The organism is Pectobacterium wasabiae CFBP 3304, assembly GCF_001742185.1.
Taxonomy (GTDB): Bacteria; Pseudomonadota; Gammaproteobacteria; order Enterobacterales; family Enterobacteriaceae; genus Pectobacterium; species Pectobacterium wasabiae.
Window position 1 is genome coordinate 1087965 of record NZ_CP015750.1, and the last position, 16961, is coordinate 1104925.

The 16961-nt window shown below is 52.5% G+C and carries 11 protein-coding genes and 1 riboswitch; of the genes, 6 read left to right on the forward strand and 5 right to left on the reverse strand.

The window, feature by feature from the left end:
• Positions 1-31 precede the first annotated feature (31 nt).
• Both A7983_RS04835 and pgi read right to left on the reverse strand, forming a co-directional pair.
• Positions 32-376 (reverse strand): DUF4156 domain-containing protein, encoded by a 345-nt coding sequence (locus A7983_RS04835; RefSeq protein WP_005972970.1) that lies wholly within the window; start codon positions 374-376, stop codon positions 32-34.
• A gap of 43 nt (positions 377-419) precedes the next feature.
• Complete coding sequence (pgi, locus tag A7983_RS04840) at positions 420-2069, reverse strand: glucose-6-phosphate isomerase (protein ID WP_005972967.1); 1650 nt, start codon at positions 2067-2069, stop codon at positions 420-422.
• Positions 2070-2252: 183 nt separating this feature from the next.
• A riboswitch (Lysine riboswitch) is annotated at positions 2253-2445 on the forward strand.
• 114 nt (positions 2446-2559) lie between these two features.
• Here pgi and lysC point away from each other — a divergent pair.
• On the forward strand, positions 2560-3936 hold the full coding sequence (lysC, locus tag A7983_RS04845) for a lysine-sensitive aspartokinase 3 (RefSeq protein WP_005972965.1): 1377 nt from the start codon (positions 2560-2562) through the stop codon (positions 3934-3936).
• Between the two features lie 358 nt (positions 3937-4294).
• On the opposite strand, the gene A7983_RS04850 is transcribed toward lysC, so the two are convergent.
• Positions 4295-5941, reverse strand: a complete 1647-nt coding sequence (locus A7983_RS04850) for a Na/Pi cotransporter family protein (RefSeq protein WP_005972960.1) — start codon at positions 5939-5941, stop codon at positions 4295-4297.
• A gap of 412 nt (positions 5942-6353) precedes the next feature.
• On the opposite strand from A7983_RS04850, the gene A7983_RS04855 reads away from it, so the two are divergent.
• Positions 6354-7808 carry a DASS family sodium-coupled anion symporter gene (locus A7983_RS04855; RefSeq protein ID WP_005972958.1) on the forward strand — a complete coding sequence of 485 codons (1455 nt, stop codon included), beginning with the start codon at positions 6354-6356 and terminating at the stop codon, positions 7806-7808.
• A 276-nt stretch (positions 7809-8084) separates the two neighbouring features.
• Here the strand turns inward: A7983_RS04855 and metH are convergent, their stop codons facing one another.
• The gene (gene metH, locus A7983_RS04860; protein ID WP_039478939.1) at positions 8085-11768 is read right to left on the reverse strand and encodes a methionine synthase; all 3684 of its coding nucleotides are present in this window, start codon (positions 11766-11768) and stop codon (positions 8085-8087) included.
• A gap of 457 nt (positions 11769-12225) precedes the next feature.
• On the opposite strand from metH, the gene iclR reads away from it, so the two are divergent.
• The 4 genes from iclR to A7983_RS04880 all read left to right on the forward strand — a co-directional run bounded on the left by iclR (position 12226) and on the right by A7983_RS04880 (position 15186).
• The gene (gene iclR / locus A7983_RS04865; protein WP_005972953.1) at positions 12226-13059 is read left to right on the forward strand and encodes a glyoxylate bypass operon transcriptional repressor IclR; all 834 of its coding nucleotides are present in this window, start codon (positions 12226-12228) and stop codon (positions 13057-13059) included.
• Positions 13060-13203: 144 nt separating this feature from the next.
• Positions 13204-13593, forward strand: coding sequence for a hypothetical protein (locus A7983_RS04870; RefSeq protein ID WP_005972951.1), 390 nt, complete (start codon positions 13204-13206; stop codon positions 13591-13593).
• Positions 13594-13597: 4 nt separating this feature from the next.
• A complete protein-coding gene (locus A7983_RS04875) occupies positions 13598-14257 on the forward strand; it encodes a lysophospholipid acyltransferase family protein (protein ID WP_005972947.1) in 660 nt (219 codons plus the stop codon).
• A gap of 17 nt (positions 14258-14274) precedes the next feature.
• Positions 14275-15186: a phosphatidate cytidylyltransferase gene (locus tag A7983_RS04880; RefSeq protein WP_043885453.1), complete on the forward strand. Its 912-nt coding sequence runs from the start codon at positions 14275-14277 to the stop codon at positions 15184-15186.
• Here the strand turns inward: A7983_RS04880 and aceK are convergent.
• Positions 15179-16945 carry a bifunctional isocitrate dehydrogenase kinase/phosphatase gene (gene aceK / locus A7983_RS04885; RefSeq protein ID WP_005972942.1) on the reverse strand — a complete coding sequence of 589 codons (1767 nt, stop codon included), beginning with the start codon at positions 16943-16945 and terminating at the stop codon, positions 15179-15181. The two genes, A7983_RS04880 and aceK, sit on opposite strands and share 8 nt — an antisense overlap.
• Between the last annotated feature and the right edge of the window lie 16 nt (positions 16946-16961).

The window sequence follows — 16961 nt, forward strand, 5'->3', positions numbered from 1 at the left end:
GAGCGGTGCTCTCACCGGGTTTCTTTTTAGCTTAAGGACACTTGTAAACGCTGCCGTTCATCTTGCTGTCCAGCGGCGCAAAGCTTGACCAGAAGGTTTCACTCGGGCTGGTGGCACCATAGACGGTATTGCCCCCCATCGCCGCCGCTTTATTACGCAGATCGTTCGCTGCACCGCGCATAGCACTACCGCCGCCATGGTTGCCCGCCAGCCAGTTCGACTGGCTACCGCTAACCTGCCCCAATAGTTGGCATTCGCTTCCTGGCTTGGTATCCGTGAACGTCACGGCCTGCCCAGCGGTGCTGAGTTGACTGGTGCTGCTGCACCCCGCCAGCAAGGCTGCCGCTGATAGCCCCAACAAAATACGAACCTGCATTTCTTCCTCCTTGCGATTGAAAAACCAAAGGGCACAGGCCCGATTAGTTACGCCACGCTTTAAAGCGGTTGATCAGCCCGTTGGTAGAGCTGTCATGGCTGTCGATCGTACTGTCATTTTCCAGCTCTGGCAGAATGCGGTTTGCCAGTTGTTTACCTAATTCCACGCCCCACTGATCGAACGTGAAGATGTTCAGGATCGCGCCCTGAGTAAAGATCTTGTGCTCATACAGTGCAATCAACGCGCCTAAACTATACGGGGTGATTTCGCGCAGCAGGATCGAGTTGGTCGGGCGATTGCCTTCAAATACCTTAAACGGTGCGACGTGTTCCACGTCTTTGGCACTTTTACCCGCCGCCGCAAATTCTGCTTCCACCACGTCACAGCTCTTACCGAACGCCAGCGCTTCCGTCTGCGCAAAGAAGTTCGATAACAGCTTGCTATGGTGATCGCTCAATGGGTTATGGCTGGTTGCTGGCGCGATAAAATCACACGGAACCAGCTTGGTGCCCTGATGGATCAACTGGTAGAACGCATGCTGACCGTTCGTGCCCGGCTCACCCCAGATAATCGGCCCAGTTTGGTAATCCACCGGATTACCATTGCGATCGGCTGATTTCCCGTTGGATTCCATATTCCCCTGTTGGAAATAGGCGGCAAAGCGGTGCATGTATTGGTCATACGGCAGAATCGCCTCGGTTTCTGCACCGAAGAAATTGTTGTACCAAATACCGATCAGCGCCAGCAGCACGGGCAGGTTTTTCTCCGCAGGCGTGGAGGCAAAGTGCTTATCCATCGCATGCGCGCCGCTAAGCAGTTTTTCAAAGTTCTCAAAGCCGAGAGAAAGAATGATCGACAACCCAATCGCCGACCACAGGGAGTAGCGTCCACCGACCCAATCCCAGAATTCGAACATGTTGTTGGTATCGATGCCAAATTCGCCGACGGCTTTCGCGTTGGTGGACAACGCAGCAAAGTGCTTGGCAACGTGTTTCTCATCCAGTGCCGTTTTCAGGAACCAGTCGCGAGCGCTGTGCGCGTTGGTCATGGTTTCCTGCGTGGTGAAGGTTTTAGAAGCGACGAGGAACAGCGTGGTTTCCGGGTTTAGCGGCTTCAACGTTTCAGCAATATGCGTGCCGTCAACGTTGGAGACAAAATGCATGTTGAGGTGGTTCTTATAAGGCTTCAGCGCTTCCGTCACCATGAACGGGCCTAGGTCGGAGCCGCCGATACCGATGTTGACCACGTCGGTGATCGTTTTTCCGGTATAACCCTTCCACTCACCGCCAATCACGCGCTCGCTGAAATCTTTCATCTTCGCCAGCACCGCGTTGACTTCCGGCATTACATCTTTGCCATCCACCAGAATCGGTGTATTGCTGCGGTTACGCAGGGCAACGTGCAGAACGGCGCGATCTTCCGTGCGGTTGATTTTCTCACCGGCAAACATAGAGTGAATCGCCGCAGACAGGCCGGTTTCCCGTGCCAGTGCGTGCAATTTATCCATGGTTTCCGCCGTGATACGGTTTTTGGAGTAATCCACCAGCATCTGATCGTCGAACGTCGCGGAAAAATGCGCAAAACGGTCGCTATCCTGTGCAAACAGTTCGCTGATTTGCACGTCTTTCAGCGCGTCAAAATGGGTTTGTAACGCCTGCCAGGCGGCAGTTTGGCTTGGATTGATATTTTTCATAATGCGACTTTCTCTCTAAGCATGAGTTCAAAGTGACTGAATCGATTGTATCCCTTAAAATCCCGATTGAGATCCCTTTTCTTGCTAAAAGCGATTTATGCCCTGTAGTTCACTGACAGATTGTTTATTGACAGAAACCGCATAACCCGTTATTTCTAACACCGTACTTGCGCACTCGGTGTGCAAGCCAGAAGAGGCGCGTCGCCCAGGTAAGATATCGGAGGAACCGTAATCCGCTGATGGTATCTGAGGGGGAGCGACGCCGAGATGTGGTGAAATACGGCTTTCACCCTATCGACTACAGAGGCTGAATCCTCTGGGTTGTCACCAGATTCGTCCTGATGGACGTTCAGCAAGGTGGAGCGCTTCTGGGTGTATCGTAGCGATTTTCTACGCCTGCCCCCGACTTCTGCTCTCCCCCTGTGCCAAGGTTGATTAATGGAATGCTGTTTACTGCAAACAGCCTACCCCTGACACGAGGTTTTTTGACATGTCTGCAACTGAAGTATCCGCAAACGCGAACTCTACCGTTATTGCCAAATTTGGCGGCACCAGCGTGGCGGACTTTGACGCCATGAACCGCAGCGCCGATGTGGTGTTATCGAATCCAAATGTACGCGTTGTTGTGCTATCGGCATCGGCTGGCATTACCAATTTATTGGTCGCGCTCGCGGAAGGTCAAACGCAGGAAACGCGTGCTGAACATCTGGCGAAGATTCGCCAGATTCAATACGCCATCATCGATAAGCTGACCAATCAAAGCGTTATTCGCGATGAAATTGATCGCATGCTGGATAGCGTAACCACGCTATCTGAAGCCGCAGCGCTCGCTACATCTAACGCGCTGACCGATGAACTGGTCAGCCACGGCGAACTGATGTCTACCCTGCTGTTTGTTGAGATCCTTCGCCAGCGCGATGTGGTGGCTGAGTGGTTTGATGTGCGTAAAATCATGCGTACCGACGATCATTTTGGCCGCGCACAGCCGGATTGCGATGTGCTGGGCGAACTGACTCGCAGCCAGTTGCAGCCACGCCTTGAACAAGGTCTGGTAATTACTCAGGGCTTTATCGGCAGCGAAGCAAAAGGCCGCACAACCACACTGGGTCGCGGCGGTAGCGATTATACGGCGGCACTGCTGGGCGAAGCGCTCAACGTCAGCCGGATTGATATCTGGACCGATGTTCCCGGCATCTACACCACCGATCCACGCGTCGTGCCAACAGCAAAACGCATCGATCAAATCATGTTTGAAGAAGCTGCCGAAATGGCGACATTTGGTGCGAAAGTTCTGCACCCAGCCACGCTGCTGCCTGCGGTGCGTAGCGATATCCCAGTGTTCGTCGGTTCCAGCAAAGATCCAGCCGCAGGCGGGACGCTGGTGTGCAATAAAACAGAAAATCCGCCGCTGTTCCGAGCACTGGCACTACGTCGTAAGCAAACGCTGCTCACGCTGCACAGCCTCAATATGCTGCACACACGCGGCTTTCTGGCTGAAGTGTTCAGTATTTTGGCACGTCACAACATCTCCGTTGACCTGATCACCACGTCAGAAGTCAACGTGGCCTTAACGCTCGATACAACCGGTTCCACTTCAACGGGCGACAGCCTGCTGTCCAGCGCTCTGCTGACCGAGCTGTCATCGCTGTGTCGAGTAGAAGTTGAAGAGAATCTATCGTTGGTCGCGCTAATCGGCAATAAGCTGTCTCAGGCCTGTGGCGTAGGGAAAGAAGTGTTTGGCGTGTTGGAACCCTTCCGCATTCGCCTGATCTGCTACGGTGCCAGCAGCAACAATCTGTGCTTCCTGGTTCCGGGTGACGACGCCGAGCGGGTGGTGCAGACACTGCACCGCAGCCTGTTCGAGTAAATTCGCTCCCTGTAATCTGTCTCTTCGTTATATTTTTATGCAGACGCGGATTTTGCCGTTATCCGGCGTCAAAAATTATGCATCGGTGGGCTTGGCCGCCGAGTGAGCGACAGGACGTCGCGAAAGCCAGTGCCGCGTCTGGAACGCGTCACTGGCGGCTCGACTAGCGGTCAGGAGCACCGATGGAACCGCGTCAGCGGCATAATTTCCGCCGAAAGCCTGGGGTCATGGGGCGAGCGGCGTTTGAGCCGTCCCATGTCGGGCGCGTGCTACGGGGTAGCATAAAAATGACGGTACTATCGCGCACGAAACCGTCTCTTAGTCTGCATAAAAATGACTGTCATTCCACACAAAATGATCACAACGTCAGCGGTGATTCTTCGCGCTCTTCGTCCCCGTCCTGCTGCACAATCAAGACGTTATACGCCACCGCACAGAACAGTGAATTCAGTCGGTTCATATCTCCCAGCAAGCTCAAATGGAGCGAACTGGTTTCCAGACTCTGTACGTTGTGTTGATGTAAGCGATCGACGTGCGCATGTGCATAGCGGCGATTCATAATTCGAAAACGGTGCTTGGCACGGCGCAGGCGTTTAGCACTAATAACATCTTCCGACAAGAAAACCGACAGCCCCAGACGCAAGTTCGCCAGCAGTTGGTCATGCAGATGGTTCAACTCTTCCAGCCCCTGTGCAGAAAACGCCATACGTACACCGGATGAATGATTGCCGATGTCATCCGCCATGCGTTCAATAATATCGCCCGCCTGTTCCAGATTCAGCGCCACTTCGATAACTTCCGCCCAGCGCTGAGAATCCCGCTCATCCAACCCATCTTTCTGAATCTGCGCCAGATAAAGCTTAATCGCGGTGTACAGTATATCGACATCATCATCAAGCCGACGAATCTCGCGCCGCTGCATAAGATCGCCTTGCAAGACTTCGCGGTACAAGCTCAGCATCTGCTCCAGCACATCACCAATCCGCAGCGTTTCCCGTGCAGCATTGGCTAACGCCAATGCTGGCGTATCCAGCGAACTGGTATCCAGATGACGCGGTTTCATCTCAATATCAACCTGCGGCGAATCAGCAATCATTGCGCAGGACAGGCGGGCCACCACGCCAGTAAGCGGAATCAACAGCAGGCAACGGATCAAGTTGTAGAACAGGTGGAAATAAATCACCAATTCTTCGGCACTTAACGGAATACGCGTCAGCCAGCGCGAAAGCGGCTCAACCAGCGGCAGCACAACCAGACAACCGATCATCTTAAACAACATACTACCGAGCGCCACGCGTCGGCCCGCCGCATTCTGCGTCGAAGTGCTCATCATTGTCAGTAAGCCGCTACCCAGATTGGCCCCGATAACCAGACACATCGCCACTTCCAGCGAGATCACACCGCTTGCCGTTAACGTCGCCGTCAGCAGCACCGCTGCCAGACTGGAATAGGTCATCACCGCAAACAGCGCCCCAGCCAACGCATCCAGCATCACGTCGCCGGTCAGCGACGAGAACAGCACCTTCACGCCCGACGCTTGCGTGATCGGCGCAGCGGCCAGGACAATCATTTCCAGCGCCAGCAGAATCAGCCCAAGCCCAATCGCTACGCGACCAATCTGGCCAACTCGTGTCTGTTTACGGCTGAGGAAAAATACCACACCAAGAAAAATCAGTAGCGGAGAAAGCCAGGACAGGTCGAACGTCAGGATTCGCACCATCAGCGCCGTGCCGACATCCGCCCCGAGAATAATCACCAGCGCAGGCGTTAGTGCCACCAGCCCCTGCGAAACAAAAGAGGTCGTCAGCAGCGCTGTCGCATTACTACTCTGCACCAGCGCAGTGACACCAATGCCAGCCATAAAAGCCAACGGTTTTTTCTCAACGCTATCGCTGAGAACCCGCCGTAACTGAGTGCCATAAACCCGCATGATACCGGTACGGACAATGTGGGTGCCCCAAACCAGTAACGCAATCGCAGAGAGGAGATTCAGCAGTGTTAACAAAAAGTCCACGCCTCCGGTTAAGCAATATGTCGATGAAATACAATATGTCGATAAAAATACTGTATCGACGAAATACAGTGTGTCGATAAAAACAATGTATCAATAAGGTAATGAGCCGCCATCTTACCAGATGTTAGCTGGCTGTACTGCGAGGCAGTCCTCGCCACAGGAAAATCGCTCACATCAATAAATGAAAAAAATTAATTAAATGACAATATTTAAAAAACAGAATCCAAATCAATAATCCTGCGGTTTCCTGTCATGCCTTGTCTGGTTAGCGCTATGCTCCTCTTATGTACCTAACCCTTATGGGTTATGTTCCTGACAAACGTTAAGCATGCTTAATATTTAGCAAATTGAGTACGTTAGCGTATGCCCTGCAATCCTTCTGACTTTTTAGTAAGGAAAATGGATGAAGACAAAAACCTCGTATGGACTAAACTGGCTCCCGCTGATCGTGATTCTTGCCGTCGCCACCTTCTTTTGGCAGATGGAACCTCCAACAGGCTTAAATCCAGCCGCCTGGCACTCTGCCGTCATTTTTGTAGCAACAATCGTTTGTATTGTCGCTAACGTCCTCCCAATTGGGGCTATCGGTATTATCAGTATCACCCTTTTTGCGCTAACTTACGCCGCAGGGGATAAAACGGCCAGCGGAGCAATACAAACCGCACTCAGCGATTTGAACAGCTCGCTGATCTGGCTGATTGTCGTTGCCTTCATGATCGCACGCGGCTTTATCAAAACGGGATTGGGCCGCCGCATTGCCTTGCAGATGATCCGTATGCTGGGAAAACGCACACTGGGACTGGCTTACGGTCTGGCCTTTGCCGATCTGGTGCTTTCCCCCGCGATGCCGAGCAACACCGCACGCTGCGGCGGAATTATTTATCCGATTGCCGATTCACTGTCGCGCAGTTTCGATTCCAAACCGGAAGACGCATCGCGCAGTAAGATTGGCACCTTCCTGATTACCTGTATTGGTAACGTTAACGACGTGACAGCGGCGCTGTTTATGACCGCCTACACCGGCAACCTGCTGGCGGTGAAACTCGCGGCCAACGCAGGCGTTACCATTACCTGGGGAAGCTGGTTTCTGGCAGCGCTCGTCCCCTGTTTGATCTCTCTGGCGATTGTCCCGCTGCTCGTCTACTGGCTGACCAAGCCAGAAATTCGCCATACGCCGGATGCGCCAAAACTGGCCGTCGCCGAGTTAGCAAAGATGGGCAGTATGAGTCGTGGCGAATGGCTGATGGCATTCACCGTTATCCTGCTACTGGTATTGTGGATCTTTGGCGACCGCTTAGGCGTAGATGCCACGACCGCTTCCTTCGTCGGGCTTTCCTTCCTGCTGTTAACTGGCGTACTGAGTTGGGAAGACGTGAAGAGCGAGAAAGGCGCCTGGGATACGCTGATTTGGTTCGCCGCCCTGCTGATGATGGCGAACCAGTTGAAAAAGCTCGGCTTCACCAACTGGTTCGGCGATCTCATCGGCAGCAACATCGGCCATTTAATGCAGGGAACAAGCTGGGTCTTGGTGTTGCTGCTGCTGAACGCAGCCTATTTCTACACTCACTATTTCTTCGCCAGCGGCAATGCACAGATCGCCGCCCTTTTTGCGGTATTCCTCGGTGTCGGGATCAACCTGAACATTCCGGCAGTACCGATGGCGTTCATGCTGGCGTTTACCAGCAGCCTGTACTGCTCACTGACGCAATATACCCATGCACGCGGCCCGATCCTGTTCGGCGCGGGCTACGTGCCCACCGCCGTCTGGTGGCGCACGGGTTTTGTCGTCAGTCTGGTGAATCAGGCGATCTTCATGAGTGCAGGCCTGCTGTGGTGGAAAGTGATTGGGCTATATTAATCGCTAGCTAATACATGATGTGAAAAAGCCGAGTTTCCTCGGCTTTGAAGAAAAAGCGAAAGGAACATCATCTTCAGATATCTATTTGAAAATTCAGACTCATATGAGCCAGCAACGGCTTTAATTATTACCACCACTCAGGTGCAATAACATCGCAGTCCTTTCACGCCAGGGTTGCGAGGAACAGGGCTGAATAATCAGGGGGGCTGGCGCATACTCGCCATCCCCCTAAATATTCGGTTATAAAAGCAAATCACACAGATCGGTTCTCATAACTTAATCCGCATCATAACCAAGATTCGGCGCCAGCCAGCGCTCAACTTCACTCACGTCCATGCCTTTACGCACGGCGTAATCCTTCACCTGATCGTGCTGAATTTGGGCGACGGCGAAGTATTTGCTGTCAGGGTGGCTGAAATACCAGCCGGATACCGATGCGCCCGGCCACATGGCATAGGATTCAGTGAGCTTCATTCCGGTATGTTTTTCTACATCCAGTAGTTGCCAGATTTGCACTTTCTCGGTGTGATCTGGACAAGCTGGGTAGCCCGGCGCGGGGCGAGTGCCTTGATAATTCTCACGAATCAGCAGCTCACTACTGAGATTCTCATTCGGCGCATAGCCCCAGTAAACCTTACGCACGCGCTCGTGCAGGTATTCCGCAAAAGCTTCCGCCAAACGGTCAGAGATCGCTTTCACCATAATCTTGTTGTAATCATCGTGTTGAGCTTCCCACAGATCGGCCAGCGTATCCTCTTCCAGCCCACCGGTTACTGCAAACGCTCCCAGATAATCTGGCTTACCGCTGGATTTTGGTGCCACAAAGTCGGACAGACAATAGTTAGGAAAGTCAGTTTTTTCCGTCTGTTGACGCAGGTGGTGGCTGACCAACAGCACCGTTTCACGCCGTTCATCGGTATAAATCACCACGTCATCCCCTACGCGGTTCGCTGGGAATAGGCCAACCACGCCACGAGGATTCAACGCACCACGCGCTGACAAATCGTCCAACATCGCGTTAGCATCAGCAAACAGGCGCTTGGCTTCTTCACCGACCACCTCATCTTCCAGAATTCGGGGATATTTCCCCGCCAGCGACCAGGTCATAAAGAATGGCGTCCAGTCGATGTAGTTGCGCAGCGTTTCGATGCTGGCCGTTACCGCCTGCACGCCCAGACGATGTGCAACGGGAGGCGTGTAGTTTTCCCAATCCAAATCAGAAGCGTTAGCGCGGGCTACTTCCAGCGTCACGGGCGGCGTTCTCGGTTTTTTACGCGCGTGCTGAATACGCACGGTTTCATACTCTTTACGGGTACGCGCAACAAAATCATCATACTGTGTACTGGACAGCAGAGCCGATACCACGCCAACAGAGCGTGAGGCATTCTGCACGTAGACGGTCGGGCCACTGTAGTTCTGCTCAATCTTCACGGCAGTATGCGCTTTAGAGGTCGTCGCGCCGCCAATCAACAGCGGCAGCGTAAAGCCCTGACGCTCCATCTCTTTCGCCACGTTGACCATTTCATCCAGCGACGGCGTAATCAGCCCTGACAGCCCAATGATATCAACCTTTTCTTCACGCGCGGTCTTCAGGATCTTATCTGTCGGCACCATCACGCCCAGATCGATAATTTCGTAGTTGTTACATTGCAGCACCACGCCGACGATATTCTTACCGATATCGTGAACATCGCCTTTTACCGTCGCCAGCAAAATTTTTCCAGCAGACGCGCCTTTGTCTTTGCTGGCGTCAATATAGGGTTCGAGGTAAGCCACCGCCTGCTTCATCACACGCGCAGATTTCACTACCTGCGGTAAAAACATTTTGCCTGCACCAAACAGATCGCCGACCACATTCATGCCGTCCATCAACGGACCTTCGATCACTTCAATCGGTCGTGTCGCCTGCTGGCGCGCTTCTTCCGTATCCAGCTCGATAAACTCAGTGATGCCTTTAACCAGCGAATACTCCAGACGCTTCTTCACATCCCAACCGCGCCACTCCGCCTGCGTTTTACTGCTTTCATCTTCTGTTTTGCTACCGCGATATTTTTCCGCCAGTTCGAGCATGCGCTCGGTAGCATCACTGCGACGATTAAGGATCACATCCTCAACGGCATCACGCAGTTCAGCAGGAAGATCGTCATAGATCGCCAACTGGCTGGCGTTCACGATCCCCATATCCATACCATTGCGGATCGCGTAATACAGGAAGACGGCGTGGATCGCCTCACGCACCAGATCGTTGCCACGGAACGAGAACGACACATTGGACACGCCGCCGGAGATCATCGCATGCGGCAACTGTGCCTTGATGTCTGCACATGCCTCGATAAAATCCACTGCGTAGTTGTTGTGCTCGTCGATCCCCGTTGCCACCGCGAAAATGTTCGGGTCAAAAATGATGTCTTCCGGCGGAAAACCGACTTCTTCCGTCAGGATGCGGTAAGCCCGGCGACAAATTTCAATTTTGCGTGCACGGGTATCCGCCTGCCCGACCTCATCGAAGGCCATCACCACGACGGCTGCACCATAACGCCGCACCAGCTTAGCGTGATGGATAAAGGTCTCAACGCCTTCCTTCATGGATATCGAGTTAACAATGCCTTTGCCCTGAATGCATTTAAGCCCTTTCTCAACCACTTCCCATTTTGAGGAGTCGATCATAATCGGCACACGGGCGATATCAGGCTCACCGGCAATCAGATTCAGGAAGCGGGTCATCGCCGCTTCCGCATCCAACATGCCTTCATCCATGTTGATATCGATGATCTGCGCACCGCTTTCCACCTGCTGGCGGGCAACATCCAGCGCCTCGTTATATTTCTCTTCTTTAATCAGGCGTTTAAAACGCGCAGAGCCGGTAACGTTCGTCCGTTCGCCCACGTTAACAAACAGGGTGTTGGCATCGATAGTCAGCGGTTCAAGGCCGGATAAGCGACAGGCTACCGGGATATCCGGCAGTTTTCGCGGCGGCACGCCCTCCACCACTTTCACCATCGCGGCAATGTGTGCAGGCGTCGATCCACAGCAGCCACCGACAATGTTCAGAAAACCGGATCGCGCCCATTCCCCGATATGTTTCGCCATATCAGCGGGATCCAGATCGTATTCTCCGAAGGCGTTAGGCAGTCCTGCATTCGGGTGCGCGCTCACATAGCATTCTGAAATACGTGATAGCTCGGCGACATACTGACGCAGCTCATCTGGCCCCAATGCACAGTTCAGACCGAAGGAAAGCGGACGAGAATGACGCAGGGAATTGTAAAAGGCCTCTGTCGTTTGACCAGATAACGTCCGTCCTGACGCATCCGTGATCGTACCGGAAATCATCACCGGTAATACGATCCCTAACGCCTCAAATTCACTTTCGACGGCGAAACTCGCCGCTTTAGCGTTCAACGTATCGAAGATGGTTTCGATCATGATCAGATCGACGCCACCTGCGATCAATGCACGGGTTGATTCACGATACGCTTCTACCAGTTGATCAAAACTGACGTTACGAAAAGCCGGATCGTTCACATCAGGAGAGATCGACGCAGTTCGGTTCGTCGGGCCGAGGACGCCAGCAACATAGCGCGGTTTATCCGGCGTTAACGCTGTCCATTTATCCGCGCTGGCACGCGCCAACTGGGCGGCGACGGTATTGATTTCCGCCGACAGCGATTCCATATCATAATCCGCCATCGCGATGGTGGTGGAGTTGAAGGTGTTAGTCTCGAGAATATCGGCACCGGCTTCCAGATAGGCATCATGGATTTCACTAATCACCCGCGGCTTGGTCAGCACCAGCAGATCGTTATTTCCCTTCACATCGCTCGGCCAGTCGGCAAAACGCTCGCCGCGATAATCTGCTTCCTGCAGGCGATAACCCTGAATCATGGTACCCATACCACCATCCAGCACCATAATGCGTTGCGCCAACTGACGCCGCAATTCATCTACCCGATTACTCACGCGAACCCCATTCCCGGCCAATAAATACGATATGTTGTGTGTATACCCAAAATAATCCGAGTTGCAGGACAAAACGTTAACGTTTTGAACAGCGCGAGGCGTTGGCCCTTTAGGGCAAGGCTCATTCATGAGCCATGTCACGCGACAATCGCATGACAAATTCGTCTGGAACGAATTTGACCAGCCAACGGCTGACCTCTGGTGAGAGATAGGATGTCTCTCATTTCATCCCCAGGAGCTTACATAAGTAAGTGACTGGGGTGAGTAAGAGAAGCCAACACACATGCAGCTTGGAGTATGACGGGTATATCCTAGCATAAGTTATGAGCACGCTAACGCGAGGTAGCATGAGACTTTTTCAGGTCATTTGCCGATAAAAAACACAGAGAAAGAAGAGTTGCATTCTGTGGTAAAAAAACGAAAATCAATTCCATTACCATAAAAAGGGATCGATGCCATGACGCCACCAGAATCAGCCAAACGCGGCAAGAAACCCAGAGTCAGCCCGGGCAATACCGCGCAGCCAACTGGGCAGGTTCAGTCGCTGACCCGTGGCCTGACGCTGCTTGAATATATCGCCAAAGCAAACGGCAGCGTGGCGCTAACCGATCTGGCCCAGCAAGCTGGTTTACCGAATTCCACCACCCACCGCCTGCTTACTACCATGCAACAACAGGGCTTTGTGCGTCAGGTTGGCGATCTGGGGCTGTGGACGATTGCGTCGCACGCGTTTATCGTTGGCAGTAGCTTTCTGCAAAGCCGCAATCTGTTGGCGATTGTGCATCCGATATTACGCGCGTTAATGGAGAATTCGGGCGAGACCGTCAATCTGGCCGTTCTCGATCAGACGGATAGTCAGGCGATCATTATCGATCAGGTACAATGCACCGCGCTGATGCGGATGTCTGCACCGATCGGCGGTAAGTTACCGATGCATGCCTCCGGTGCTGGAAAAACGTTTTTGGCACATTTACCCGATGCGCAGGTCACACAACTGCTGCACAAAAAAGGGCTGCATGGCTATACACCACACACGTTGAGTTCGCCGCAGACTCTGAAGGAAAATCTCTCGCTGATTCGCAAGCAGGGGTATTCGTTCGATGACGAAGAGCACGCGCTGGGGCTACGCTGTATCGCGGCCTGTATTCTGGATGAACATCATGAAGCCTTTGCCGCCATTTCCATTTCCGGCCCCGTATCGCGCATTACGGACAATCGCGTAACAGAACTCGGCGCATTGGTGATCAAAGCCGCTAAGCAAATCATGCAGGAATATAGTGGGATACCATGATAATGGGCGAGCAGACCAGCCCGAAGATAAGCCCTGCGGCGTGAAAAAGAAGAGGTATAAAGGGGTGTTCGGCTCTTGTAATACCATTATTCTTACTGGCACTTACAGTATGCCTATACGTTTCACCAATGGATAATGTACATCATGGAACAAGATATAAAAGATCGCCGCCCCATTAAGGCTCGACAAACACGCTGGGCCAGCTATTTCGCTCGGGCGTTGCAATTGAGGGGCTTTACCCCTAACGCTATTTCCCTTCTCAGCATCCTTTTTGCTTTTATCGCCAGTATCAGCTTTATTTTCGCTTTTCGTACCGACCAAGACACCACCACTCGGCTACTCCTGCTGGTAGGGGCAATGGCAAAGCAGCATCGTATGGCCATTTTAACGCTGGTTTCCTTACTCGCCCTGATCGTCCCTGCTTATGGACAATGGCTTTTCATCGCCGCACTCGGGGTGATTCTACTCGGTTCGACCGTCACCTGTATTAACCGCACTCGACAGATTATGAGCGCACTACGTATTCAGGGATAATCTTATGGCTAACGTTTTCTCTGGGCTGGACAAAAAAATTGTCAGTTCACTTTTGGTCACGGTTTGTCGACTCCTCACCGGCGTTCGCGCACACTGGCGAAGCGAGCCCGATCTGACACGCCCTAAAATTTATTATGCCAACCATAGCAGCCACCTTGATGGGCTGGTGATCTGGGCCAGTCTGCCACACGAACTTCGGGCTATCGTACATCCGGTCGCTGCCGCCGACTATTGGCTAACAAAGCCACTACGCCGCTATCTGGCTCTGCGTATTTTTCAGGCTGTCCTGGTCGAGCGACGCAATAAAACCACAGAAGAGGGGCACTCGGAACGGCTTTCACAAGATCCACTGCAACCGCTAAAGGCAACGTTAAGCAAGAACCAGTCACTGATTCTGTTTCCCGAAGGCACGCGGGGAGATGGCGACCAGTTGAATAGCTTTAAAAGCGGGCTTTATCACTTATCAAAACAGTATCCAGACATAGAATTGATTCCCATCTGGCTGGAGAACCTTAACCGCGTCATGCCAAAGGGGTCGCGGCTGGTCGTTCCTATCATTTGCCACGCCACATTTGGTGAACCAATACAAGGCGTTGCCGAGATGGAGTCGAAACAGGATTTTCTTGAACGCGCTAAGCAAGCGCTTGAGGAGTTATCAGCGTGATAGCCTGGGATAACGAAATGCAATGGCTGCTGAGCGGCCTATTCGGATTACTGACTTTTGCCAGCCTAGTCGGTTACATACTGGCAAAACGTCAGCAAAATGCCACCATCATGAACCTCAATGCCCGAATTCGTGCCTGGTGGCTCATGTGTATTATTTCTGTGTTGGCGATGATGATTGGCCCCATCGGTTCGACGATCCTCTTTGCCCTGATGTCATTTTATGCACTGCGAGAATGCATTACGTTGATGCCAACCCGCCGGGGCGACCACGAGGCGCTGTTCTGGTGTTTTTTCATTATCCTGCCGCTTCAGTATCTGCTGGTTGGCATACAGTGGTACGGCGTTTTTATTATTCTGATACCGGTATACGCATTTCTATTCGTCCCTGCGCGTCTGGCGTTAGCGGGAGATACGCTGCATTTTCTTGAGCGTGCCGCCAAAATTCAATGGAGCCTGATGATCGCCGTCTATTGTGTCAGCCACGCGCCAGCGCTGCTGATGCTAGATATCGCAGGGTATGAGCACCAGAATATCAAGCTATTGCTGTTTCTCATGATCGTGGTGCAACTATCGGACGTGCTGCAATACGTTTTCGGCAAACTCTGGGGAAAACGCCCCATCGTTCCCAAACTCAGCCCAAACAAAACGGTAGAAGGGTTTATCGGTGGTATTTTGACCGCCAGTCTGGTCGGTATGGGGTTGTGGTGGATCACACCATTTTCTCCCTGGCAGGCCTTTCTCATCGCTTTCGTGATCGCACTACTTGGTTTTGCTGGCGGGCTTTGCATGTCCGGCATTAAGCGCGATCGCGGCGTGAAAGACTTCGGCACCATGCTGGAAGGGCACGGCGGGATGATGGATCGCATCGATTCTCTCTGCTTCTCTGCTCCCGTCTTCTTCCATATCGTGCGCTATTTTTTCACCTGAATGCCACATCAGCCGTCGGATGCCCTGACGGCTGATGCCCGCCCCGCTGGCTAAAACGCTTCCGACGCCGGTAAGCGTAAACATCCTCGATATAACCGTCCTTGATACGCTGCTGCAATACCCGCCAGTAATCTGCACAAAACAGATCGCCATGCATTTCCTCAAACAGTGTACGGATGTGGCGGTCGCTGCACAGGAAATGCGGGAATTCTTCGGGAAACACATCATTCGGCGCGACGCTGTACCACGGCTCTGCGGCCAGTTCGTCCTCTGGGTGACGCGGTGGCGGAATCTTGCGGAAATTTACCTCGGTCATGTAGCAGATTTCATCGTAATCATAAAACACGACCCGCCCATGACGCGTAACACCGAAATTCTTAAACAACATATCACCGGGGAAAATATTCGCCGCAGCCAACTGTTTGATAGCATTGCCATACTCTTCAATCACATCGTGCAACTGCTGTGCGTTTGCCTGTTCCAGATAGAGGTTCAGCGGTGTCATCCGGCGTTCCATGTACAAGTGTCGGATCACTAACTTATCGCCCAGATCTTCCAGCTTATCCGGTACTTCCCGCCAAAGCTCATCCAATAATTCCAGGCTGATGCGGTGCTTATCGATGACGAAATTTTCATATTCCTGCGTATCCGCCATACGCCCGACGCGATCGTGTTCTTTCACCAGTTGATAGCACGCCATTACTCGCTCCGCACTCACCTCTTTCTGCGGCGCAAAACGATCTTTAATGACCTTAAATACGCGATCGAACGAAGGCAGCGTAAATACCAGCATCACCATGCCTTTCACGCCAGGAGCGATAATAAACTGCTCTTCTGATTCGGCAATGTAATGCAGATATTCTCGGTAATACTCGGTTTTGCTGTGCTTCTGGCAGCCAATAGCCAGATAAAGCTCCGCCGTCGTCTTCCCCGGCAGAATGTCACGCAGCCAGGCCACCAGCGCGAACGGCAACGGGGCATACACCATGAAGTAAGAACGAGCGAAACCAAACACAATGCTGGCATCTGCCTGACTGGTTAAGCAGGTATCAATAAATAGTGCACCACATTCGTTGTGGTGAATCGGCAGCAAGAACGGAAAAACACCGTCAGGCAGCGACAGTTTCCCCACCAGCCAGGCCGCTTTGTTACGGTAAAATAGCTCATTCGCGACCTGTAACGTCGCCTGATCAAGCTGCTCAGCAGAGAAGGTGCGCTGTAAATACGTAACGATATAGTCAATATCACGCGGCAAATCTTCCCACGGTAAACGCAGCGGTACGTCGCCCAGCAACTTTTCCAGCATGCTTTGCCAGCCAGTAGTTGGCACAAACGTCTTAGCAATCGGTCTAGGAATCTCATGAAAGCGCTGTTCTGGCTGAGAACTGAAAACAAACAGTTTATCAGGAGCAAGTTCCCGATGATTAAACAGCCGACAATAGACGGAATTGAAAAAGCTCTCTGCAATCTCGAAACGCGGATAGTCCGGCAATAAGCCAGTGTAGATATGCTTCACCCGCGCCAAAAAATCCGCATCATCGCAGCGGATGCCGGTAATACAGCGCAACTGTGCGACCACCAGACCAACATGGTGATCGTATAAGTGAATACGCTGTTTCATTGCCTGTTGCACAGCGGGCCAGTCAGCCTGTTCAAAACGTTGCTGTGCGCCCGCCGTCACTTCAAGAAAACGACCATATTGCGCATCAAACCCTTGCAGGATCGTCTGCGCCACCAGCTTTTCAAGGTCACGCGTCATCATGATCTCCAGATGA

Excerpts from the sequence above, each read along its gene's own strand:
- A7983_RS04835 (WP_005972970.1), bottom strand. The coding sequence starts at position 376 with ATGCAGGTTCGTATTTTGTTGGGGCTATCAGCGGCAGCCTTGCTGGCG.
- pgi (WP_005972967.1), bottom strand. The coding sequence starts at position 2,069 with ATGAAAAATATCAATCCAAGCCAAACTGCCGCCTGGCAGGCGTTACAA.
- lysC (WP_005972965.1), top strand. The coding sequence starts at position 2,560 with ATGTCTGCAACTGAAGTATCCGCAAACGCGAACTCTACCGTTATTGCC.
- A7983_RS04855 (WP_005972958.1), top strand. The coding sequence starts at position 6,354 with ATGAAGACAAAAACCTCGTATGGACTAAACTGGCTCCCGCTGATCGTG.
- iclR (WP_005972953.1), top strand. The coding sequence starts at position 12,226 with ATGACGCCACCAGAATCAGCCAAACGCGGCAAGAAACCCAGAGTCAGC.
- A7983_RS04870 (WP_005972951.1), top strand. The coding sequence starts at position 13,204 with ATGGAACAAGATATAAAAGATCGCCGCCCCATTAAGGCTCGACAAACA.
- A7983_RS04875 (WP_005972947.1), top strand. The coding sequence starts at position 13,598 with ATGGCTAACGTTTTCTCTGGGCTGGACAAAAAAATTGTCAGTTCACTT.
- A7983_RS04880 (WP_043885453.1), top strand. The coding sequence starts at position 14,275 with ATGCAATGGCTGCTGAGCGGCCTATTCGGATTACTGACTTTTGCCAGC.
- aceK (WP_005972942.1), bottom strand. The coding sequence starts at position 16,945 with ATGACGCGTGACCTTGAAAAGCTGGTGGCGCAGACGATCCTGCAAGGG.